This window comes from Apilactobacillus micheneri, assembly GCF_002993975.1.
In the GTDB taxonomy this organism is placed as follows: domain Bacteria; phylum Bacillota; class Bacilli; order Lactobacillales; family Lactobacillaceae; genus Apilactobacillus; species Apilactobacillus micheneri.
In genome coordinates this window covers 217,191-239,230 of sequence record NZ_POSO01000002.1, presented here as the reverse complement: position 1 = coordinate 239,230, position 22,040 = coordinate 217,191, and the positions used below count along the sequence as shown (strand labels likewise).

The following is a 22,040-nucleotide window of genomic DNA, read 5'->3' as shown; positions in this document are numbered from 1 at the left end:
TTATGAAGAAAAATATTTATCGTAATTTGTTATTGAGTGGATTGATTATGGGATCATTGGTTGTATCTGGTAATCAATTAGTTTCAGCTTCAAATAAACATCATATTGAACAAAATCACCAACAAAAAATGATTCATTCAACTAAAAATTATAAAAGAACTATTAATTTAGAAAATGAAACTGTTACTTTAAAGCCTGGTGGCTACTTAACAACTAACAAGCATAAAAAAATAGCTTTAAAGAAAATTATTGTGAACAATCCATCAAACTATGCTGCCCAGGTTTCTAAAAAACATATGGATACTAAATTTTATAAAGTAACTAAACATCAAAAACGTCGTTTTAGTCAATCTGTTACTTATTATGTAAATATTTATGGAAAAGGCTTTAGCCAAAAAGGTTGGGTTTCCAGTAAATACGTTCATTTTAACCAAAAAGATGCAATGAAAAACGCTAAGAAAACACCATTGTATGCTACACATCCATAAAACCATAAAAAATAACCTCCCAAACGGGAGGTTATTTTTTACTCTATCAAATATTATTTAATGATTTGGCAGAATTCAATTTTTTCATGGTTAGGACCTTGAATATTGAAGAAACGAATACCATTGTCCCAGAAAGTAGGGATTGATTGGATTTCGTCATCTAAAACATTGAAACCTTGTTCTTTAGCAGCTTCGAATGCTTTATCAACATCAGTACAGTTCATAGAAAGATGGTTAATAGCACCATTTTCCATAGCAACTGGATCGCCTTCCCATGTTTCAATGGTTAAATTACCATATCTCATGAATGCACAACGGTTTTCACCATTGTGGAATGCGCCAGCTTGGTCAAAGCCTAATGCTTTGTAGAATTCAATTGTCTTATCTAAATCTTTTGAAGGGATTCCAACGTGTTGTAATCCATCAAAGTAATCGTTTAAAGCCATAATTTTATCCTCCAAATAATTAGTCAGAAACTTTAACTACACATTTACCTTTAAGGTCTGAAGTACCGTTTAGAACGCCTTCAACATCTTCTAGGCTGATAACATTATCGATAATGTCAGCAACATCTACACCCTTGCTTTGTAGTAATGCAATAGCATCTTCAAATGAGTTAGGGTTAATGAATGCACCTTGGATAGTTAATTGTTTTTGGAATACTTCGTAAGTGTTCATTTCGAATTTTTGGTTAGGAGCACCAACACCGAACATTAATACTTGAGCACCCTTAACAGTTGCTTCAACAGCTTGTTCTTGAGTAGCAGGTTGACCAACAGCTTCGATAACAACATCGTATTCTGAAGGAATCTTTTCTTTAGTAGTGTTGATAACTTTGTCAGCACCAGTCTTTTCTTTTTCAGTAGCTAATTTGTCATCATGACGACCAGTTAGAGTAACTGATTTAACACCGTATGATTTTAGTAATTGAGCAAAGATTAGACCCATGAAACCATCACCAATAACTAGAGCGTTTTGGTAAGGTTTGATGCTTAATAAGTCCATACCGTGAACGGCACATGAAATTGGTTCACATGTAGCAGCTGATTTTAAATCAACGTTTTCAGGTAATTTGTATACAACTTGTGTAGGAGCAGTGAAGTATTCTTCTAATCCACCGTTTCTAGTAACACCAACGGCTGATAAGTTTTCACATAATTCAGGACGTCCAGTACGGCAGTACTTACATTTACTACAGTAGATGTTAGGGTCAACAGTTACACGGTCACCAACTTTGTAATCAGTAACGTCTGATCCAACAGCTGAGATAACACCTGAGTTTTCATGTCCTAAAACGATTGGAGGTACAGCTGGAGCTGAACCTGGAAGTCCATTGTATAATGCGTAGTCAGTACCACAGATACCAGCGTACTTAGCGTTTACAACAACTTCGTTAGCCTTTGGTTCAGGTTTTTCAGTATTTTGAATTTCTAATTGTTTCTTACCAGTTAAAACTAATGCTTTCATAATTCAAGATCCTTTCATATTGAATTTCAAGTTTATTAATTTCTTGTGTAAAATGATTAATTAATCATTTCACAATCTTACAACTATTATGATAACTCATTTTTCAAAAAAAGAAAGCATTTTGTGGAAAATTTATTGAAAAATAATCGATAAAAAATAAGCACATCAAGTAAATCTTTGCTATGAAAGGGTTTACAAGTTGTGCTTATTTTTTAATTATTTTTATATTTTTCTGATTAATAATTATATTGTGCATAAATGCACTTAGTTTTTATTTATTAATGATGATGCTAATGCAAAATTACCATAAGTTGCTGAACCATTATCGTCAATTAATGGCATGATAATATAATCGTCTACATTATCAATTGTGATGTATCCATTTAATAGCTTTTCAAATTCTGCTCTTACTTTTTTAAGGAAAGTTTCGCTGACTACTCCGCCACCAAAAACAATTTTTTCAGGACGAAAAGTTAAAGTCATTTGAACAGCTGCTTGAGCTACATAATAAGCCATGATATCCCAAACATGATTAGTTAATGGAACGTCCTGTCCTTTTTTACCCACTCGTTTTTCGAAAGTAGGGCCGGACACTAAACCTTCGAGGCAATCTTTATGATATGGGCAAATACCAGCAAAATTAAGATCATCAGCATGACGTTTTAATTTAACATGGCCTAGTTCTGGATGTCCCATATCACCAATAAATTTACCATTAATGATAATTCCAGCACCAACGCCAGTTCCGATTGTATAGTAAACAATTGAATCTAAATCTTTACCATGTTTTTGAAAGTTAATATATTCACCATATACAGATCCATTAACATCAGTTGTCCAATATATCGGAACATTCAAAGCGTCCTTCATAGTTCCTAAAAAGTTAACATTAGACCAGCCTTCTTTAGGAGTATCGGTTATGTATCCATATTTTGATGATTTTTTTCTAATTTCAATAGGACCAAAAGACGAAATGCTTAAAGCCGCTAAATCTTTATATTTTTTAAAAAAGTTAATTGTTTTTTCAAATGTTTCTTCAGGCGTCGTTGTTTTTATCACTACACTATCAACAATTTGATAATCGTTATTACCAACAGCACAAACAAATTTAGTGCCGCCCGCCTCAATGCTGCCAAGTAGCATATATGAGTACTCCTTATGTGATTTTTATTAATTTAATTATAATCTTTTAATTGTATTAGTCTCTACTTTAATAATAATAGTTATCAAAAGTACAAATGTCAAAAGAAAAATGTAAATTGGTATAGTATGAATTGAATAGTATTTCATGATATATTATAAAATATTATATATTGAAGACGAAAGAAGTGCGATTTGGTTATGCGTAAAGTTATTTATATCTTTATTTTTGGCTTTATTGGTGGCATTTTACGGGGATATTTTACATTTATATCTGGGGGTAATCATTTTATAGCCACTGCTATTATAAATATAGTGGGTTCATTTTTATTAGCTTTGATAACGGGAATGTTGCCAAAAGTGATGAATTTGTCTGAATCTTTTATCAGTGGAATTAGTATGGGGTTAATTGGAGGTTTTACCACTTTTTCAACATTTTCATTTGATAGTATTAACCTATTAATTAATCATGAAATTGGTCTAGGTATTATATATGTATTAGTAAGTTTATTAGGTGGTTTAATATTTGCTAATCTAGGCAACTCATTAGGTAACTTGATTATAACTAGGGGTGAAAGCAAATGATATTGAATGTTTTAACGGTTGGCTTAGGAGCAGCAATTGGTTCAGTGCTAAGATTTATAGCAACTAATATCTTTAAAAATGCTTTTAAAAATATATCTTTTCCAATTGCTACGTTATTTATTAATATTTCGGGATCATTTGTATTAGGATTAATTAATGGACAGTTGCCTAAAACAAGCTTCTGGACAACTTTATTTATTGCGGTTGTTGGTGGGTACACAACTTTTTCTACATACATGAATGAAATTGTTCAAATGAACATGAAAGATAAAATGATGGCAATGACTTATTATGCTTTAACTGCTATCTTAGGCATACTTGCAGCTTTATTAGGATATTTAATCTTTTAGAATTATAAATATTATCGAAAGCATTTTTATTTTTGCTTTCTTATAATTAATTCAAAAATCCACGCAAATAGATTAAGCAAATTTTGCGTGGATTTTTTGTATTATTTAATTTAAAAGAATTTTCTGAAGTATATATCTATTAATATATTTATTTTTCGATTCTAGCGCCTAAACAATTTTTAAAATGATTTAAAGCAAACTTTTGTCCAATATCGTTAGTTGCTGCAACGCCACTTTCATGAATAACTACATTGTAATTTAAATTGTAGGCATCAATTGCAGTGTGGAGGACACAAATGTCAGTGCATACGCCAACTAAGTGTAATGTTTTAATGTTGCGCTCACTTAATCTTAAATCTAAATCAGTTCCGGCAAAGGCACTATATCTAGTTTTATCGTACATATACACCTGATTATTATTTTTATTTTGATCATACCAATCTTGAAGAGTGCCATAAAATTGGCGGCCCCAAGTGTTAGCTAAATTATGTGGTGGGAATAATTTTGTTTCAGGATGGTAGGGATCATTTTTATGATGTAAATCAGTTGGTAAAATGACCCAATTATTATTTTTAACAAATTGATTTGCTAAATTAACAATAATATTTTCCAATAATTGTCCAGGTTTACCAACGGTTAAAGCACCTTTATCGGCAACAAAATCATTTGTATAATCGATTATTAATAATGCTTCTTTAGACATAATGTATGCCTCCTTAATAAATTGTATTTAAGATATATTATTGTATATGTCTTGCTCAGACTTCTTAACTTTTTTATAAATATAGAAGTTAAAAGAAGAATCTAAATTTTTTGTTTTCTTTAGTTTAAATATATTTTGCAAGATATATTTTTTATCATCAGATGAGTATTTATCAAATCTAAAAGTAAATAAATTGAAATTGTTTTTTCTTATGGCTCTATATGATTTTACAAAAGAATTTAAAAACATTTTTTTATGTTTTTTAAAATAGAATGTGCTTAAATCTAAAGTGCTTTGTTGAAATTGTAATTTTTCTTTATCTGATAATTTTTCTGTATTAATATAATCAAAAGTATCATCGCTTATATTTTTAAAAGCCTTTTTAAGTTTCTTTTTGACAAATACATCTAAACTGAACAATAATTTTATATCATTTAGTTGAGAAAAATAAAATAACCAACCGTATTTTTTCTTATTACTAAATTTATTTTCCATTACTGAACCGGATATTAGCAAATTTAATGAAAAAATTAGCGAGTTCATGTTCATTGAAACTCTATTATATTTTTTATTTTTGTAATTATTTATTATATTTACTATTCTCTTTTTAAGAACTTTTAGAGAATTATCTTTTATTGATACTTCAGATTTTATTCCATTTAACTTAAAACTATATCCCAAAAACTCAAATGAATTTTTGTATAAATTACCATTTTTTTCTTTATTTTTGTTATTTTTAATTTTGAATTCTTTGAATGTTTTTTTTAATGCTGTATTTATTTTACAACTATCTTTTTTTGAACATATAACTATTATGTCATCAACATATCGGAAATAGTCATAGGCTACATTATTATTTAATTTTTCTTTTATTTTATTTTCAAAATTGAACATATATATTTGACTTAAAATACTAGAAATAGGTATTCCTTGAGGAATACCTTTATATTTTCTTTCATCTTTTGGATAATTGTTTATTGAATCTCTTATTATTTTCAAAAATATTTTATTATCTATTATTACATTATTATTTTTTAAAAACATTTTTATATTGCTTAACAAAATTTTATGATTAAAATTATTAAAAAAATTACTTATATCATACTTCATAAAAAAATTATATTTTTTCTTATTTAATGTTAAATTTAATGTAGTTATGCTTTTTTGCGGAATTTCTGGAATTATATTTTTACCATTATAATTAAATTTTTCCATTTCGTTTAATAAAAAGTACATACAAAGCCTATCTCTTATAGTAGGTATAGAAATACATCTAGGTTTAGATTCTTTTCCTTTTAAAATCAGAAATTCTTTATATGGACTAAATTTATATTTATTTTTTGTAATTCTATTTGCCATATTTTTGATAATATTTTTTTTATTTTTATTAAATTCAAAATATGACATTCCATCTGATCCTATTGGACAATTTTTGTTTATTTTTGCTTCGAATATTTTGGTTAAAGTATCTTCTATATTGATCATTATTAATTCTTCTTTATACTATTATGTAGTGATATGATAAAGCAATAATAATTATAACAATAATAAATATTATTATATTTAATGTGTACTTATCAAATAGATACATCAAATATTCAAAATTATTGTAACTAAAATTATTGTTATTATTTTTTCTTTGTGTAATTTTAAAATAAATAAAATCTAAGTTATTATGGTTTAAATGTCGTTCTAATATTTTACTATATTCTAATTTCAATTCATTTTCATTGTATCTATCGCTATCATACATTAAATTTTCTAATTCCAAATATGATTTTCTGAAATCAAAAGCTTCCTTTGATAAGTCATAATTTGATATTATAAGTGATAACACAATCAATGCGATAGAAAGTATTATATTGAATAATGAAAAGTTTATTATTTTATCATTATTTTTAATAACCATATCCAAAATTGAAAGTATTAAGGTTAAAGTTGTAATTGAATTAAAAAAGATAAATAATTTATTTTTTTTGCAATTCTTCTTTCTTCAGCTTCCATTCTTATTTTGGAAGTTACCCATATTTTATTATTTATAAAATCATCCTTATTAATATTTATCACTACCTGTTCTTATATGTATGTATTAATATTTTCAAACTTATATAATAATCCTACACAATCTATGAAAGTGTGATATTTATTTTCATGTATTTATAATACACTTATAAGAAATTTTAACTTATCTCTTACTAATGGGATGTAATTAGTTTATTAATCATAAGCTGAAAATATCAATACAACTGTAATTATATTATAAAAAATCATCAATTCAAATTATATAGTTTGAATTGATGATTTTTATAAATTAATATTTAATATTTTTATTCGCTTAATAACCAGAAGAAGATAATGAAAATAACAGCCAATGAATACATAAATGCATTCACTTCTTTACCACGTTTTGCGGCAATCATAGCCAAAGGATAAGTAATAAATCCTAAAGCAATTCCATCTGAAATACTGTATGAAAGAGGCATCCCCAGAACAATCAAGAATGAAGGAGCAGCCAATTCGAATTTTTCCCAATGAATATCTTTTAGTGAACTAGCCATTAACACCCCAATGATGATTAATGCAGGTGCAGTGACTTGATCAGTAATAACACCTAATAATGGTGAGAAGAAAGTTCCTAAGATAAATAGGATTCCAGTAATAATAACGGTAAAACCAGAACGACCACCAACTGCAATTCCGGCAGATGATTCAACGAAAGCTCCCATAGGAGAAGTCCCTAATAATGAACCACCTAACATAGTAGTGGAATCAGCAGCTAGGGCGCGACCAATTCTTGGAATTTTATTATCTTTAATAAAACCAGCTTGTTGTGCTAATCCAACTAAAGTTCCGGCAGTATCGAAAAATGATACTAGTAAGAAAGTGAAGACAACAATCCATAATTTCACGGTATTAATATCACCGATGTGTGAAACTCCAGCTAAGAATACTGGTTTGATACTTGGGATGCTTGAAACAATTTGATCAGGCATTGCGATTAATCCAGTAACCATACCCAAAATAGCAGTGGCCACCATCCCAATAAAAATAGCTCCTGGAACTCTGGCACTCATTAAAACAATCACTAAAATTAAACCAAAAATTGTAAGCCAAGTTGTTCCAGTGTGGAATGAACCCAAAGTAACAAGGGTACTTTTATCAGCAACAATCATGCCACCTTGATTCAAACCTAAGAAAGCAATGAATAATCCAATTCCACCAGCAATCGCACTTTTTAAATCAGTAGGAATTGCATCGATAATTTTTTCTCTTAATTTAAATGCCGTTAAAATAATGAAAATAACAGCGGCAATGAAAGTACCAGCTAAAGCAGTTGGCCATGGCACTTTCATGCCGACACAGACTGAATATGCGAAGAATGCGTTCATTCCTAAACTAGTCGATAGTGCAATGGGATAATTAGCGATAATTCCCATTAAGAAACAACCAAGTGCAGTTGCTAAAGCAGTTGATGTAAAGACAGCTCCTTTATCCATTCCTGCTGCACCTAAAACATTAGGGTTTAGGAATATGATATATACCATTGAAACAAAAGTGGTAATTCCAGCTAATGTTTCTCTTTTATAATTGGTTCCTAATTCGTCAAATTTAAAAAATTTAGCTATTTGACTAACCATTATGTAATCTCTCCCTTTATAGTTCGTGTTTTTGTTATAACAATTATTAATTTTAGCACATTTTTATAATTTGTCTACAATTTACGAACTATATACAGATGGATATAAAAAATAGCATACAAATTGTATGCTATTTTGGGTATTCTATTATTTTGTGATTGGTTTTCTATGGACAATAAAATTAATTGCGACAATTTTATTCTCATCATTATCATCTAACGTGTTATTTATATCAAATTTAACTCCTAAGCTACCCAAACAACTAATAAATGTTTCTATATCTGGAAAGGGACCACCTTTAGAATTTAAAATCATATCTATAGGATTTGTAAATGTAAAAATAATGTACTCATTACTACTTTCATCAATTTGCAAATTACCATTTTTGTCCTTCATGTACATATAAGCAGCTTTAACGGCTTCAGCTGTATCATTGATTTTGATCTTAGTGGTGGCTTCTAATGTCTTAATATCTGGCAATAAAATGTTCATATTGTTACTCCTAATTATAGTTGGATATTTCTATTAAATTTTCATCAGGATCTCTTAGGTAAATTGATGTGATTGCTCCTAGAGCACCATGCTTCTTTTCAGGGCCCTCAATAATCTGAATATGTTTATTATTTAATTCTTGAATAACTTCTTTAATAGGAGTTGCAGAAATTAAACATAAATCTTCTGAGCCTGGAGTAGGTAAATCAGCTTTAGGATTGAATTCATTATTTACTTCATGCAAATTTATTTTCATGCTACCAAACTTTAATGCATATCTTTTGCGATTATCAGTTTCAAATACTTCTTTTTGCATATTGAGTCCATCTGTATAAAAATTTAAACTTTTCTCAATATCTTTTACGGTTAAAACGATATGATCAATTGACTTAATTTGCATATGAATACCTCCCAAATTATAAGTTCATATTTTTATCCTTTGAATTTATTATTTTTAAATAAATTACTATAGAAACTTATTTTCTTAATACTTTGATTTAATTTCTTTTCATAGAAATCTTTTGAAGGGGCATCTTCTAAAAAGTGACCATCTTCATCAAAGTTCTTTTGAACATTGCCAATGGAAACATTTTGAGGGATGACAAATGCATTTAGTCTGGTTAAAACAGAATTTAATTCTAATCCACCAAATTGTCCACCACGACTATTGTTAGCATATGTCATAGTTAAAACTGCTTTATTAGAAATTTGGTTAGATAAATAATCAATCGCATTCTTAATCACAGCAGGGAAGGAATGATTGTATTCAGGAGTTAAGAAAATATATCCGTCTGCTGAATACATATCATCAACCCATTGTTGTTGCTTTGCGGGTAAATGGCGATTTTTATTTCCCATTGGAGGTAGTGCTTCATAGAAAAATGGCAATTCATATTGACCGATTTCAATGAAATTTAATTCTGCATCAATTTGTGATTCATATTTTGTTTTATTATTTTTTAAATATTTAAATAAATTTTTGCCTAGCGAAGCTTCTCGAGAACTTCCTAAAATAATGTTAATTTTTGTCATGATTATGCTCCTTAATTTTTTAGAAAAATGCTTTAATAAACAAATAAATTGATAAGAAAATAGCGAAAATTCCAACACCATTTTTCATAATTTTAGTTGGAATATATCTCACGATTATTGGGCCGATAAAACCACCAATAAATAGTCCAATGGCCAAAATAATAAGTTCTTTCCAGTATAAATTGGCTACTAAAATAAATACAATAGATGCCATTAAATTAGATGCTAAAGTAGCAACATTTCTAGTAGCATTATAAACATTATATGAACTGTTAGTAATTCGAGACAAAACCGCAATCATAATAACGCCAGCGCCAGCACCAAAGTAACCAACATAAATTCCAACTAATCCTAAGAGCACATATTCCCAAAATGTACTTTTGGCGGTTGTCTTTTTATCTTGATGCTTAGTTGGAATTAAAATAGTACATGCGGCAAAGAAAATCAAAAATGGAATAATTTTTGAAAATGCTTCATTGGAACTATGTAATAACAAGATAGATCCAATAAGTCCACCAACGGCATTTAACAAAATGACAGGGCAAGCGGATTTCCAATGACCTTTTAATTCTCGTAATGATGATAGTGTTGAACTAATCCCACTAGAGATTAGGGCCACCGTATTTGAAGCATTAGCTAGTACTGGTGGAATCCCAACTGAAATTAAAGCTGGATATGAAATTAAAGAAGCCATTCCAATAATACTATTAATAATTCCAGATATTACACCAATAAAAATTAAAAAAATGATCGTAGAAATTGTGATAGATATCGCTTCCTTTGATAAAAAAGTCAGATTCCAATTTAGAATCTGACTTTTTAATATTATCTATAAATATGATTATAGATTTTTAAATTTTTCATCAATTTCTTGATAATCAGCATCACTAATAGTTGTGTTTAGAGCTTTAGCATTGCTTTGAACTTGTTCTGGCTTCTTAGCACCAGGAATTACAACAGTAATATCTGGGTTCTTCATGTACCATGCAAGAATTAGTTCAGCCATAGTAACACCATGCTTGTCAGCTAATGGTTTTAAGCTATCAACTGTATCCACAATCTTTTCAAAACGTGAGCCTTCAAAATCAGGGTTACCGTGTCTGATATCATCTTCTGGGAAAGTAACTTCCTTAGAATATTTACCAGTTAGTAATCCAGATGCTAGAGGGAAGAATGGTACAAATGAAATATTGTTTTCTCTTAAGTAAGGGAATAATTCTTTTTCAGCATCACGGTGTAATAGACTGTATTGGTCTTCAACAACATCAACTAAGCCATCTTTGTTAGCTTCTTTAATTTGATCTAGTGAGAAGTTTGAAACTCCAATTGCTTTGATCTTACCTTCTTTTTTCATTTCATTTAATGCAGCAACTGCTTCATCTTTAGGAGTGTTGTCATCTGGGAAATGGATATAGAAAATATCAATGTAGTCAGTTTGAAGACGCTTAAGCGCATCGTTAACTGCTTGTTTTAGGAATTCTGGACTGTTATTAATAGTAACTTCGCTACCAGAAGTGTCTTGAGCAGCTTTAGTAGCAATGACAAATTTACTACGGTCATAGCCTTGAATAGCCTTACCAATTAATTCTTCTGAATGGCCCATTCCATATGCAAAAGCTGTATCTAATAAGGTAATACCTGAGTTTAAAGCGGTTTTAACAATTTGAATACCAGTATCATCTTTTAAGTTTGGGAATAAGTTATTTCCACCAACTGCATTAGTACCTAAACCAAGTGCAGTAGATTCAACTGTTGATTTACCAATTTTAACCATAAAATTTGCCTCCTCAATTTTTATTAACATAATAATTATGAACTAAAAATAAGTAATTTTAAAGTATTTTGTAATTCACTCCCTTAATAATGTTTGTTACACTTAAGTTGTGAAAACTGGGGTGGTAAATATGAAGAAAATTTTAGTATTAGGTGGCAACAATCCAGTTGCCAAACAAATGATTACAATGTTTCATGACAATGCATCATATGATGTGAAAGTTCTTAGTGATGTTGACTTTGATAATGAAGGTTCATATATAGATGAAGTTAAAGATGTGAACATTATTTATTCATTTTTAGGACCAATGGATGTTGATTTAAACTTTGAAGCATTGTTTTCAGCTTTAGATGAAGTAAATCCACCATTAGAGCAATTTATAATGCTATCAACTGCCGGCATTGATAATGAACTAAATGAAAAAGTTACATATAATAATGTTGATAATGCAAAAGAATATTTAAATGAACAACGATACGCTGTGAAATTGGTCGATGAATATGAAATTCCATATACAGTTTTAAGACCAGTTGAAATGACACAACAAAATAATGGCAAATTGAAAATTATTGATGAAGGAAAATCAATGGATTATGGTAAAGTTTCTTTTGATAACGTTGCGAATGTAGCTTACAATGTGGTTGTGAAGAAAGAATTCCTTAATCAATCTATTGGATTAATTGAGGAATAATAAATTATTCGAGGTGTATATTATGGCATTACAATTAAATAAACAACAATTATCCCAAATTAAACAACAATTATCAGCAACTAGAGAAGAATCACATTTAGTTATCTTCAAGAGTGTTGCTAAACAAGGTGGATATATGCATATGATCACCGATTATAATACTTTTGAGCAATTAAAGAATTCTCGTCCAAATATTGAAATGGAAATTGTTAGAGATATCATTCCAGTAACTGATAACTTAGCATATTGGGCAGTGGCACAAGATACTGCTGGACATATGGATCCTAAAGATAAAAATATGCAACAAGTTGCTATGGATATTGAAAAATATACTAATAAAGTATTGAAGGAAAATAAGTTACCAGAAAACAAATTACCAGAAGCATAATTAGCGATTTCAAACGTTGTATTTTGAAAATGTTTCACATGAAACATTTTTAGAATATGGCGTTTTCTTTTTGCAAAATATATAATGATAGATACTATTTAATGAAAAAGAAGGGATAATTTAATGGCACTACAATTTATTTTAGGAACTGCTAGTTATGACCATGAAGCAGTTATTATTGAACAACTTAAAAAATCACTAAATGAAAATCCCAATGATCAGTATTTTTATCTGGTGCCTAACCATATCAAGTTTGAGTCTGAAGTTCAGGCCTTAAAAAAGTTAAATTTTAACGATGAATCAATCTATGCGGAAAGTAAATTTCAAACTTTTTCAATTACCCGTCTAGTTTGGTATTACATGAAAAACAATCCTGAATATCAACGTACCCGTTTAAGTGAATCAGGAATTAATATGTTAATTTATCAAATTATTTTGGATCATCAAGATGAATTAACAGTCTTTCGTGGTGAAAGTGGACAACCAGGGTTTATCCAAAAAATTTCACAACAAATTTCTGAAATGCAAGCAGGTCAAATTGCTGCCGACGATTTAAATACTATTTATGAAAATAATGAACATTTAAAATCTAGTTTGCATGATAAAATGCACGATTTTATTATTATTTATCGTGCTTTTGAAGAACAAACTGACGGTAAATATTTATATAAATCAGATGTAATTAATTTATTCTGTGATTATTTGTTAGCAGGTAATCTAGATTTATCTAACAGTCATTTTTACTTTAATGGCTTTAACCAATTTACCGCTCAAGAACGCCACTTAGTTGAAATCTTAATTCAATATGCTAAAAGTGTAACGATTTCTTTAAATTTAGACCGAAAATATGCTAATCAATTACCTGAAAGTCCCAATCTTTTTTATCAATCTGCCAAATTATACAATCATTTTTATAATTTTGCGCGTGATAATGAGACCCATATTTTAGTGGATCAAATGGCCAAGCAACAACGTGTTAGCGATGACTTAAAAACATTTGATAAATATTGGCAACAATCCACTAAATTAGGCGCAATTGAGAATGAACCATTAAACAATAATGAATCCATTCAAGTATTTCGTGCAGATAGTCCATTCTCAGAAGTAGAACATATTGCAACTAAGATTCGCCAGATGGTAGCAACTCAGCATTATCATTATTCTGATTTCTTAGTAATGACTCGTCATCTAGACCGTTATCAAAATGTATTAGCACCCATTTTTGATTTAGAAGATATTCCTTCTTTTAATGATGTTAGTCGTTCAATGGAAGATCATCCGTTAGTGGAACTGATTAATTCATTATTCAATATTGATCCAGTTAATAGTAAACGCAGTTATCAATATGCCGATGTCATGCGTTTATTAAAGACGGAATTATTTATTCCCAAAGATGAAAATGGCGATTATGTTTCGATTGAAGATTATCGCAGAGCTGTAGCTTTAACTGAAAATTTAGTGTTGAAAAACGGCTATGAAGGTAATCGTTGGCTACAAGATGAGGATTGGCAATACGCATGGTTCTCCGATAGTGATTTTGGAGTAAAAGCAGATAAATTTGTGGAAATCGATCAACAAATTAATATGATTCGCCACTTTATTAAAGATAATTTACCTCCATTCTTTAAACGGATTAAAAGAGCTAAAACTGGAGTGAAAGCAGCTCAAATTTTATATCAATTCTTAATTAAAATGGGGGTTGCTGACCAATTAAAAGCATGGCGTAAGCAATCGATTGATGATGGAAAATTAGTAGAAGCTTCGCAACCAGAACAAGTTTGGCAAACATTTTGTAACTTGCTTGATGACTTTGTTTCAATTTTAGGAGAACGTGAATTTAAACTAGAAGACTTCCTGTTGTTACTACAAAGTGGCTTTGAAGGTGCTAATTATTCGCAAATTCCTTCAACGTTAGACCAAGTTGCAATTTCTGAAAGTGGAATTGTGCAAATGAACAATCGCAAAGTTATTTTTATGATGGGTTCAACTGATGATGTGATGCCCGATAAAGTAACGAATGAAGCTTTATTTAGTGATGCCGATCGTGATGATTTAGAAGATAGTTTTGCTGACGGTCAATATTTGCGTGAAACATCTGAAAAACAAATGGCTAATGATCCATTTTTAAACTATTTAGCATTTTTAGCAGGTAGTGATAAATTAATCTTTTCATATACTTTAGGTGAAGATGATGACAGTTCTATCAATCTTTCTCCATATGTAGCACGAATTGTGGATCACTTTAATTTAGATGTGGAACATTTAAAGAGTATGCCTAAAGCCGATGACCCAATCATCAGCCAATTTATCGGGACTAAACGTGCAACCCTAAGGCATTTAGTACAAGCTAGTCAAAATAGTAAAGCTACTAATACTAAATTAGCACCCGTTTGGCACTATCTTTATAATCAATTAGTTAAAGATAATAATTTGGCGGCATTAACTGATAAATTATTGGGTGGTTTGGATTACAATAATACGCCTACTAAATTAACCGATGATATTATTACTGGACTTTACGGTGATCAAATAAATACTTCGATTTCTAAATTGGAACAATTTTACAGTAATCCTTATGAATATTTCTTGAAGTATGGTTTGAATTTAAAAGAACGTGATGTCTTTGATTTATCACCAGCAAGTACGGGGCAGTTCTATCATGAAGCATTAGATCGCTTAATGCGTGTAGTGAATGAAGAACACGTGGACTTATCAACACTAGATAAACAAGCGATGAATGAATTAGTCGATACAGTCACCGCTAAGATGCTAGAAGATCCTAACGATATGCAATACACAATCTTACAAAGTTCTAGTCGGATGAATTATATTAAATCACAATTGATTAAAACGATTAAACACACGATTGAAACGATGCAAAAACAAAGTCAATTTACCCCAATGCGTCCACGCAAGACTGAAATATCTTTTGGCCAAGTGGGACATAAAAATGATTTAAAACCATTGAAATTTGATATTCCAGAAGATAAAGAGATCAAAACGCCAAAGTTAATTAATGTGCGTGGCCGAATTGATCGTATCGACTATATGAATGTGGATGGTCATGATTATTTAGGCATTGTAGATTACAAATCTAGTGAACGTAAAATGGACTTTGGTCAAGTTTATGATGGAACTTCAATGCAAATGATGACTTATATTGATGTATTAGCACATAATTTAGGGATCTTTGATGAAGAAGGTAAGGCTGAATTAGCTGGTGCGGTTTACATGCATATTTTTAATCCTAAATATTCCAAGAGTGATTTAAGAAAGACCTTTGAAGATGCAATTTTAAGTAAACAAAAATACCAAGGAATCTTAGTTAATAACGGTGACTTATTGCAAAAAATTGATGAAACGATTTCTGACGAAAAATATGGTAGTTCGAAAGTCTTTCCAATTAGGAAGAAAAAAGATGGTAGTTATTATAAAAGTAGTCCCATTGTGCAACCGGATGATTTAGATTTGTTGTTAAAACATAATGAAAAATTAATTACGAAAGCTGGACATGATATTTTCTCTGGAAATATTGATATGAAGCCAGCTCGCTGGGGCCAAAATCAAGATGCAATGCAGTACACACCTTATCGTTCCATCATGCAATTTGACCCATTGTTAAATGAAAACAATTACCGCGATGTTGATGAATATAACCTACCAAGTATTCTAAAGAAGTTAAGGGGTGACAATTAATCATGCAATATACAAAACCACAAAAGCAGGCCGTCTTTGATCGCTTTGATAAAAATGTTTTAGTTTCAGCATCTGCTGGATCTGGGAAAACCCGCGTGTTAGTAGATCGAGTCATTAATAAGTTATTGAATGAACATATTGATATCGATGAAATGTTGATTTTAACTTTTACTAAAGCAGCAGCGAAAGAAATGCGTGATCGTATTCAAACGGCACTTCGTGAACAGCTTAATCAGACTGATAATAATGACACTAAGGTCTTCTTAGTGAAGCAATTACGTCGCTTACCAGTTGCTGACATTTCAACTTTAGATGCCTTTTGTCAGAAAATTGTGCAAAATTACTACTATATTATTAACTTAGATCCGAACTTTCGTTTATTAGCAGACCAGACGGAAAGCCAAATGTTAAAAGAACAGGTCTGGGAAAATGTTAGAGAAGATTTGTATGCTAATGATAAAGATGATAGTTTTGCTCAATTAACGGAAAACTTCTCGGATGATCGTTCTGACGATGGTTTAACGAACTTAGTTTTCAAAACCTATGATTATGCCAATGTTAATCAAGATCCCATCGAATGGTTAAAGCAAACGCCTAATATCTATGACATTGGTGCTGGTTCCATTACCGATAGTGATTTTTACCAAAAACATTTGTTACCCATTATTGAAAATGAAGTGGCACAACAAAAATTATCATTTGAATCAGCTAAAACGGTTGCCGAAGATAATGGATTAGAAAAAGAAGCTGCTTGCGTACAATTAGACATTGAAGCAATGCAACAACTTTTAGATTCATTAAAACAAAATAAATGGGATGATTTGAGAAAGACATTTAGCGAGGTTAAATTTAAGAGTTTCCCTCGCACCAATAAAGATTATGACGATGTGGATAAAGCTACTCATGATCGGATTAAAAATATTCGAAATGATGCTAAAAAAGCCTTTCAAAAATTACCTGATAAATATTTTGCATTAAATGAAGCTGATAATTTAGCAATCATGCAGGCCTCTAAAAAATTAGTGGATAAATTAGTACGAGTAGTTTTAACGTTTAGTGATAGTTATCAACAAGCGAAGTTAAAACGCCATGCACTGGAATTTATTGATGTGGAACATTATGCCTATGATATTTTGAGTGGTGATAATGCAAAATCAAAAGGTATTCGTGAGATTCTACAATCACAATATAATGAAATTATGATTGATGAATATCAAGATAATAATCGTTTGCAAGATGCCATTATTTCAACGGTTGCTAAGCAAAATCCTAGCAATATGTTTATGGTGGGGGATGTTAAACAATCCATTTATCGTTTCCGTTTAGCGGATCCTTCAATGTTTATTGATCGAATGGATAATCCAGATGATGACACCATCGTGTTACCTGATAACTTCCGTTCAGCTAAAAATATTGATGAATTTATTAATCTAATTTTTACGCAAATTATGGATAAACAAATTGGGGACATTGACTATACAGACGCTGCTAAATTAAAAGCTGGTGCGAAGTACCCTGATGATTTAACGGCGAATGTTGATTTATTAATGTATGAAAGCAAAGATGCTGATGAAGAAGCAGTTGATGAACAATTTCAAATTCAAGATAGTGCGCATGGACAAATTGAAATTGTTGCACAAAAAATTGATGAAATGATTAATAAACAAATGCCAGTTTATGATCGTAAGCAGCAAACGATGCGTCCAGTTGAATATTCAGATATTGCCATTATTTCTTCAACTAGAAACAATAATTTAGTCTTATCTGATATTTTTGGCAGTCATAATATTCCATTAATTGTGAATGGAGCGCAAAGCTATTTCAAAACCAATGAAATTCAAATTATGATGGCACTATTGAGTATTATTGATAATCCATACCAAGATATTCCATTAGTTGCAGTGTTACGTTCACCGATTGTTGGTTTGAATGAAAATCAGTTAGCTTACTTAAGGATTAATGCTAAAACTGGTGATTACTTTAATGCGGTGCTTAAATTTATGCATGATTATCCAACAACTGCGGATACTGAATTTGGGAATCAAGTTTTCGATAAAATTAAAGTCTTTTTAGAACAATTAAATGAATTTAGAAATATTGCCCAACAACATGAAATCGTGGATTTGATTTGGCATATTTATCAAACAACGGGCTTCTTAGATTATGTAGGTGGAATGCCTGCTGGGAAACAACGCCAAGCTAATTTACATGCCCTTTATGAACGAGCTTTCGACTATGAAAAAACTAGTTTTAAAGGATTGTTCCAATTCGTGCGTTTTGTTCATCATATGCAAGAACGAAATGAAGATTTAGATGAGGCCAATGCTGATGAAAATACTAATGCGGTCTCTGTTATGACCATTCATGGAAGTAAGGGACTAGAATTCCCAGTGGTATTTTTGATTGATGCATCCCATGGTTTTAATCAACAAGATAGCAAACAACCATATGTATTAAACGATCAATTAGGTTTAGGCATTACTTATTTAGATCCTAATAATCGAGTTAAAGAAGATACTTTGCAGCGCCAAGTTGTTACACAAGTGGAAAACAAAGGGCTATTAGCTGAAGAAATGCGTAAATTATATGTGGCTTTAACCCGTGCGGAACAACAATTATTCATTGTTGGAGCTACTAAGAATGGCAATGATCGTACTAAGATTATTGATGCCTGGCAAAAAGCTGCTCATAGTAATGAACTCTTGTTATCCAATGCTTTAAGAAGTGGCGCCAAAAATTATTTAGATTGGATTGGGCCAGCATTAGTTCGTCATCCACGTTTTCGTGAAAAATTTGGGGATGATATTAGTTACACTGGTTTAAATGATGATATAACGCAATTTGATGTAAACTTTTATAATCAAAATGATTTATCGAAAAATCTAATTAGTGGTGATAACACTGATAATAAGGAGTGGTTAGCGGCATTTAAAAAATTAGCTAAGCAACCACTACCAGAAGATATTAATGTCGATAAGATTGATCAAATTATGGATTATCAATATCCAGATCAAGTGGCCACGCAAACAACTGCTTATCAATCAGTTTCCGAAATTAAACGTTTATTTGAAGATCCCGATAACATCACTTTAGGGAACTACGATGAAGACTGGCAAGAAAATAAACAAAGTAGTCGGTATGTAAATAGTGATTTTAATGAGCCACAGTTTATGCAAGCAGTTAGTCAACCTAGTCCGGCTGAAGTCGGAACGGCAACCCATTTGATTTTACAAGAATTAGACTTATCCAAACGACCATCTAATCAAGAAATTATTGATTTAATTGAAAGGTTAGTGGCAGATCAAGTGATTACTAAAGAAGTAGCCGCTAAGATTGATGTCGATGAAGTGGTTAAATTATTTGATACTGATTTAGGACAATTAATCTTAGAAAATCATGATAAATTATCACGAGAAGCACCATTTTCAATGTTGATGAATGCTAACTTAGTCTTTAATGGCTTTGATAAAGATAGTGATGAAAAAATATTAATTCACGGAATTATTGATGGCTATCTAGAATTTTCTGACCATGTAGTCTTATTTGATTACAAAACTGATTATATTGGTAATCATAATGTTGATCAGCATGTCGCAAAGATTATTGAAAAATACCGTGGTCAAATCAATCTTTATGCGAAAGCATTATCGAATATTTTAAATAAACCAGTGACTGATAAATACTTATATTTATTATCAATTAACCAAGCTGAAAAAATTGATTAGATTCGTCTCAGAATAGTTGAATGCATTTTGTGAAATTTGTTACAATTTAAGGGTATTCATATATTAGGATTTTTCTGAAGGAGGATGTTCTTAATGGTTCAAGTTGATGAAATGATTAATGAATTAGTAAAAAAATCAAATGATGCATTGAAAACGATGATGACTTTTGATCAAGCAAAAGTAGACAAGATTGTGGATGCAATGGTAAAAGCTGGTTTGGAACATAGTAAAGAATTAGCTAATATGGCCTATGAAGAAACTGGTCGTGGGGTTGCTCATGATAAAGCAATTAAAAATATTTTTGCTTCTGGTCAAGTTGGTCATCGCATTAAAGACCATAAAACAGTAGGAATTGTTGATAAGAACAGTGAAAGAAAAACTGTTCAAGTTGCTGAACCACTTGGTGTTTTAGCTGGAATTACTCCAGTTACTAACCCAACTTCAACAACTTTATTCAAAGCTATTTTGGCAATGAAAACTAGAAATCCAATTATTTTTAGTTTCCATCCTCAAGCTATGAAGAGTTCATCAAAAGCTGCTCAAGTGGTTTTAGATGCTGCTGTTAAAGCAGGTGCTCCAAAAGAAAGTATCCAATGGATTACTGAACCAAGTATTGAAGCTACTAATAAATTAATTAATAATGACGGGGTCGCAACTACTTTAGCTACTGGTGGTCCGGCAATGGTTAAGGCTGCTTATTCAACTGGTAAACCAGCATTAGGTGTTGGTCCTGGTAATGGTCCACTTTATGTTGAAAAATCAGCTGATTTAGAAGCTGCTGCTAATGATATTTTGGCATCCAAGACCTTTGATAATGGGATGATTTGTGCCACTGAAAATAGTTTAGTTATTGATAATGATATTTATGATGACTTAAAGGGTAAATTAACTGATAAAGGTGTTTACTTTGTTAAAGAATCTGATCAAGAAAAATTAGCTAAAACTATGTTTAACGAAAAAACTGGTGGTGTGAATGGCCCAATCGCTGGTCGTCCTGCTACTAAGATTGCTGAAATGGCTGGAATTGAAGTTCCTGCTGATACTAAAGTATTAGCTGCTGAATTAACTGGTATTGGTAAAGATTATCTATTATCAGGTGAAAAATTATCACCAGTAGTTTCAGTATATAAGGCAAATGACCGTAAAGATGCCTTCAGAATTGTTGAAGCATTGTTGAACTATGGTGGTTTAGGTCATACTGCTGCTATTCGTACAACTGATGATGACTTAGTTACTGAATTTGGCTTAACTATGAAAGCATGTCGTATTCTAGTTAATACCCAATGTGGAATTGGTGGGGTTGGTGACATTGTTAATGGCATGGATCCATCATTAACCCTTGGAACTGGTTCATGGGGTTATAACTCCATTTCTCATAATGTAACTGATTCTGATTTACTAAACTATAAAACAATTGCTTACCCACTAGAAAATAAGAATTTTGAACAATTAGTTGATAAGTATATGTAATAAAAAAGCTCACTAAGATTATTTTCTTAGTGAGCTTTTTCTTTTAAATTACTTGTTTCTTAGCAGGGTGAATGCCTTCTAATCTAATACTTAACAAAGCATTATCACCTTTTCTAAAGACATCTACATATGGTGAAATTGATTCTTTACCATTTTGCATATATTTTTGGGTATCATAATTTAATTTTTTAATTAAATGCATTAATGATTTTGATAGGGTATCCAAATCATCTTTGTTTAAAATGTTATTGTTACCAGCTAAATTGATTGAATTTTCTTCTTCTTCAATATAATGAAATATTTTATTTTTAATGGTTTTGTCTTTAACCCAATAATCACATCTAATAATATTATGCACAAAATATTTTCTTCTATAGCTGTCTTTATATTTTACTTCAGCT

General features: G+C 30.7%; 19 protein-coding genes and 2 pseudogenes. 8 read left to right on the top strand and 13 right to left on the bottom strand.

Annotated elements, in window-relative coordinates; all coding sequences use genetic code 11:
- Nucleotides 1–2 precede the first annotated feature (2 nt).
- Nucleotides 3–488 (top strand): hypothetical protein, encoded by a 486-nt coding sequence (locus tag C7N41_RS03150; protein ID WP_105964284.1) that lies wholly within the window; start codon nucleotides 3–5, stop codon nucleotides 486–488.
- 53 nt (nucleotides 489–541) lie between these two features.
- Here the strand turns inward: C7N41_RS03150 and C7N41_RS03145 are convergent, their stop codons facing one another.
- The 3 genes from C7N41_RS03145 to scrK all read right to left on the bottom strand — a co-directional run bounded on the left by C7N41_RS03145 (nucleotide 542) and on the right by scrK (nucleotide 3,098).
- Complete coding sequence (locus C7N41_RS03145; RefSeq protein WP_105956836.1) at nucleotides 542–934, bottom strand: VOC family protein; 393 nt, start codon at nucleotides 932–934, stop codon at nucleotides 542–544.
- A 19-nt stretch (nucleotides 935–953) separates the two neighbouring features.
- Nucleotides 954–1,955, bottom strand: a complete 1,002-nt coding sequence (locus C7N41_RS03140; RefSeq protein ID WP_105964283.1) for a zinc-dependent alcohol dehydrogenase family protein — start codon at nucleotides 1,953–1,955, stop codon at nucleotides 954–956.
- A 264-nt stretch (nucleotides 1,956–2,219) separates the two neighbouring features.
- Complete coding sequence (scrK, locus tag C7N41_RS03135; protein WP_105964282.1) at nucleotides 2,220–3,098, bottom strand: fructokinase ScrK; 879 nt, start codon at nucleotides 3,096–3,098, stop codon at nucleotides 2,220–2,222.
- Nucleotides 3,099–3,296: 198 nt separating this feature from the next.
- Here scrK and C7N41_RS03130 point away from each other — a divergent pair, with 198 nt between their 5' ends.
- Nucleotides 3,297–3,680 (top strand): fluoride efflux transporter FluC, encoded by a 384-nt coding sequence (locus C7N41_RS03130; protein ID WP_105964281.1) that lies wholly within the window; start codon nucleotides 3,297–3,299, stop codon nucleotides 3,678–3,680.
- Nucleotides 3,677–4,030, top strand: a complete 354-nt coding sequence (locus tag C7N41_RS03125) for a fluoride efflux transporter FluC (RefSeq protein ID WP_105964280.1) — start codon at nucleotides 3,677–3,679, stop codon at nucleotides 4,028–4,030. The genes C7N41_RS03130 and C7N41_RS03125 overlap by 4 nt, the downstream gene beginning before the upstream one ends.
- Before the next feature lie 148 nt (nucleotides 4,031–4,178).
- Here the strand turns inward: C7N41_RS03125 and C7N41_RS03120 are convergent, their stop codons facing one another.
- The 9 genes and pseudogenes from C7N41_RS03120 to C7N41_RS03085 form a co-directional block, all read right to left on the bottom strand.
- Complete coding sequence (locus C7N41_RS03120; RefSeq protein WP_105964279.1) at nucleotides 4,179–4,733, bottom strand: cysteine hydrolase family protein; 555 nt, start codon at nucleotides 4,731–4,733, stop codon at nucleotides 4,179–4,181.
- Nucleotides 4,734–4,760: 27 nt separating this feature from the next.
- Nucleotides 4,761–6,218, bottom strand: a complete 1,458-nt coding sequence (locus C7N41_RS03115) for a reverse transcriptase domain-containing protein (RefSeq protein ID WP_105964278.1) — start codon at nucleotides 6,216–6,218, stop codon at nucleotides 4,761–4,763.
- A gap of 13 nt (nucleotides 6,219–6,231) precedes the next feature.
- Nucleotides 6,232–6,699: pseudogene (locus C7N41_RS07940) on the bottom strand (SLATT domain-containing protein); the annotation flags it as partial.
- Between the two features lie 361 nt (nucleotides 6,700–7,060).
- Nucleotides 7,061–8,371 (bottom strand): NCS2 family permease, encoded by a 1,311-nt coding sequence (locus tag C7N41_RS03110; protein ID WP_105964277.1) that lies wholly within the window; start codon nucleotides 8,369–8,371, stop codon nucleotides 7,061–7,063.
- 147 nt (nucleotides 8,372–8,518) lie between these two features.
- Entirely contained in the window at nucleotides 8,519–8,863 is a 345-nt protein-coding gene (locus C7N41_RS03105) for a hypothetical protein (protein WP_105964276.1), read from the bottom strand.
- Between the two features lie 10 nt (nucleotides 8,864–8,873).
- A complete protein-coding gene (locus C7N41_RS03100) occupies nucleotides 8,874–9,263 on the bottom strand; it encodes a VOC family protein (RefSeq protein ID WP_105964275.1) in 390 nt (129 codons plus the stop codon).
- A 32-nt stretch (nucleotides 9,264–9,295) separates the two neighbouring features.
- Nucleotides 9,296–9,895 (bottom strand): NADPH-dependent FMN reductase, encoded by a 600-nt coding sequence (locus C7N41_RS03095; RefSeq protein ID WP_157944957.1) that lies wholly within the window; start codon nucleotides 9,893–9,895, stop codon nucleotides 9,296–9,298.
- A 19-nt stretch (nucleotides 9,896–9,914) separates the two neighbouring features.
- Complete coding sequence (locus C7N41_RS03090) at nucleotides 9,915–10,628, bottom strand: sulfite exporter TauE/SafE family protein (RefSeq protein WP_225362861.1); 714 nt, start codon at nucleotides 10,626–10,628, stop codon at nucleotides 9,915–9,917.
- A gap of 108 nt (nucleotides 10,629–10,736) precedes the next feature.
- Nucleotides 10,737–11,669, bottom strand: coding sequence for an aldo/keto reductase (locus C7N41_RS03085; protein ID WP_404799008.1), 933 nt, complete (start codon nucleotides 11,667–11,669; stop codon nucleotides 10,737–10,739).
- 130 nt (nucleotides 11,670–11,799) lie between these two features.
- Between C7N41_RS03085 and C7N41_RS03080 the strand changes: the two genes are divergently transcribed.
- The 5 genes and pseudogenes from C7N41_RS03080 to C7N41_RS03060 all read left to right on the top strand — a co-directional run.
- Complete coding sequence (locus tag C7N41_RS03080; RefSeq protein WP_105964272.1) at nucleotides 11,800–12,360, top strand: NAD(P)H-binding protein; 561 nt, start codon at nucleotides 11,800–11,802, stop codon at nucleotides 12,358–12,360.
- A gap of 22 nt (nucleotides 12,361–12,382) precedes the next feature.
- Entirely contained in the window at nucleotides 12,383–12,748 is a 366-nt protein-coding gene (locus C7N41_RS03075) for a hypothetical protein (RefSeq protein ID WP_105964271.1), read from the top strand.
- Between the two features lie 123 nt (nucleotides 12,749–12,871).
- Nucleotides 12,872–16,444 (top strand): PD-(D/E)XK nuclease family protein, encoded by a 3,573-nt coding sequence (locus C7N41_RS03070; protein WP_105964270.1) that lies wholly within the window; start codon nucleotides 12,872–12,874, stop codon nucleotides 16,442–16,444.
- 2 nt (nucleotides 16,445–16,446) lie between these two features.
- Nucleotides 16,447–20,169: a helicase-exonuclease AddAB subunit AddA gene (addA, locus tag C7N41_RS03065; protein WP_105964269.1), complete on the top strand. Its 3,723-nt coding sequence runs from the start codon at nucleotides 16,447–16,449 to the stop codon at nucleotides 20,167–20,169.
- 84 nt (nucleotides 20,170–20,253) lie between these two features.
- A pseudogene (locus C7N41_RS03060) lies at nucleotides 20,254–21,633 on the top strand (aldehyde dehydrogenase family protein); the annotation flags it as partial.
- 49 nt (nucleotides 21,634–21,682) lie between these two features.
- Here C7N41_RS03060 and C7N41_RS03055 read toward each other — a convergent pair.
- Nucleotides 21,683–21,997: a hypothetical protein gene (locus tag C7N41_RS03055; protein ID WP_105964268.1), complete on the bottom strand. Its 315-nt coding sequence runs from the start codon at nucleotides 21,995–21,997 to the stop codon at nucleotides 21,683–21,685.
- Nucleotides 21,998–22,040: the final 43 nt, after the last annotated feature.

Bases quoted from the DNA above. Each gene is read 5' to 3' on its own strand.
- C7N41_RS03145 (WP_105956836.1), bottom strand. From the start codon at position 934: ATGGCTTTAAACGATTACTTTGATGGATTACAACACGTTGGAATCCCT.
- C7N41_RS03100 (WP_105964275.1), bottom strand. From the start codon at position 9,263: ATGCAAATTAAGTCAATTGATCATATCGTTTTAACCGTAAAAGATATT.
- C7N41_RS03080 (WP_105964272.1), top strand. From the start codon at position 11,800: ATGAAGAAAATTTTAGTATTAGGTGGCAACAATCCAGTTGCCAAACAA.
- C7N41_RS03070 (WP_105964270.1), top strand. From the start codon at position 12,872: ATGGCACTACAATTTATTTTAGGAACTGCTAGTTATGACCATGAAGCA.
- C7N41_RS03095 (WP_157944957.1), bottom strand. From the start codon at position 9,895: ATGACAAAAATTAACATTATTTTAGGAAGTTCTCGAGAAGCTTCGCTA.
- C7N41_RS03075 (WP_105964271.1), top strand. From the start codon at position 12,383: ATGGCATTACAATTAAATAAACAACAATTATCCCAAATTAAACAACAA.
- C7N41_RS03115 (WP_105964278.1), bottom strand. From the start codon at position 6,218: ATGATCAATATAGAAGATACTTTAACCAAAATATTCGAAGCAAAAATA.
- C7N41_RS03110 (WP_105964277.1), bottom strand. From the start codon at position 8,371: ATGGTTAGTCAAATAGCTAAATTTTTTAAATTTGACGAATTAGGAACC.
- scrK (WP_105964282.1), bottom strand. From the start codon at position 3,098: ATGCTACTTGGCAGCATTGAGGCGGGCGGCACTAAATTTGTTTGTGCT.
- C7N41_RS03085 (WP_404799008.1), bottom strand. From the start codon at position 11,669: ATGGTTAAAATTGGTAAATCAACAGTTGAATCTACTGCACTTGGTTTA.
- C7N41_RS03105 (WP_105964276.1), bottom strand. From the start codon at position 8,863: ATGAACATTTTATTGCCAGATATTAAGACATTAGAAGCCACCACTAAG.
- addA (WP_105964269.1), top strand. From the start codon at position 16,447: ATGCAATATACAAAACCACAAAAGCAGGCCGTCTTTGATCGCTTTGAT.
- C7N41_RS03120 (WP_105964279.1), bottom strand. From the start codon at position 4,733: ATGTCTAAAGAAGCATTATTAATAATCGATTATACAAATGATTTTGTT.
- C7N41_RS03150 (WP_105964284.1), top strand. From the start codon at position 3: ATGAAGAAAAATATTTATCGTAATTTGTTATTGAGTGGATTGATTATG.
- C7N41_RS03130 (WP_105964281.1), top strand. From the start codon at position 3,297: ATGCGTAAAGTTATTTATATCTTTATTTTTGGCTTTATTGGTGGCATT.
- C7N41_RS03140 (WP_105964283.1), bottom strand. From the start codon at position 1,955: ATGAAAGCATTAGTTTTAACTGGTAAGAAACAATTAGAAATTCAAAAT.
- C7N41_RS03125 (WP_105964280.1), top strand. From the start codon at position 3,677: ATGATATTGAATGTTTTAACGGTTGGCTTAGGAGCAGCAATTGGTTCA.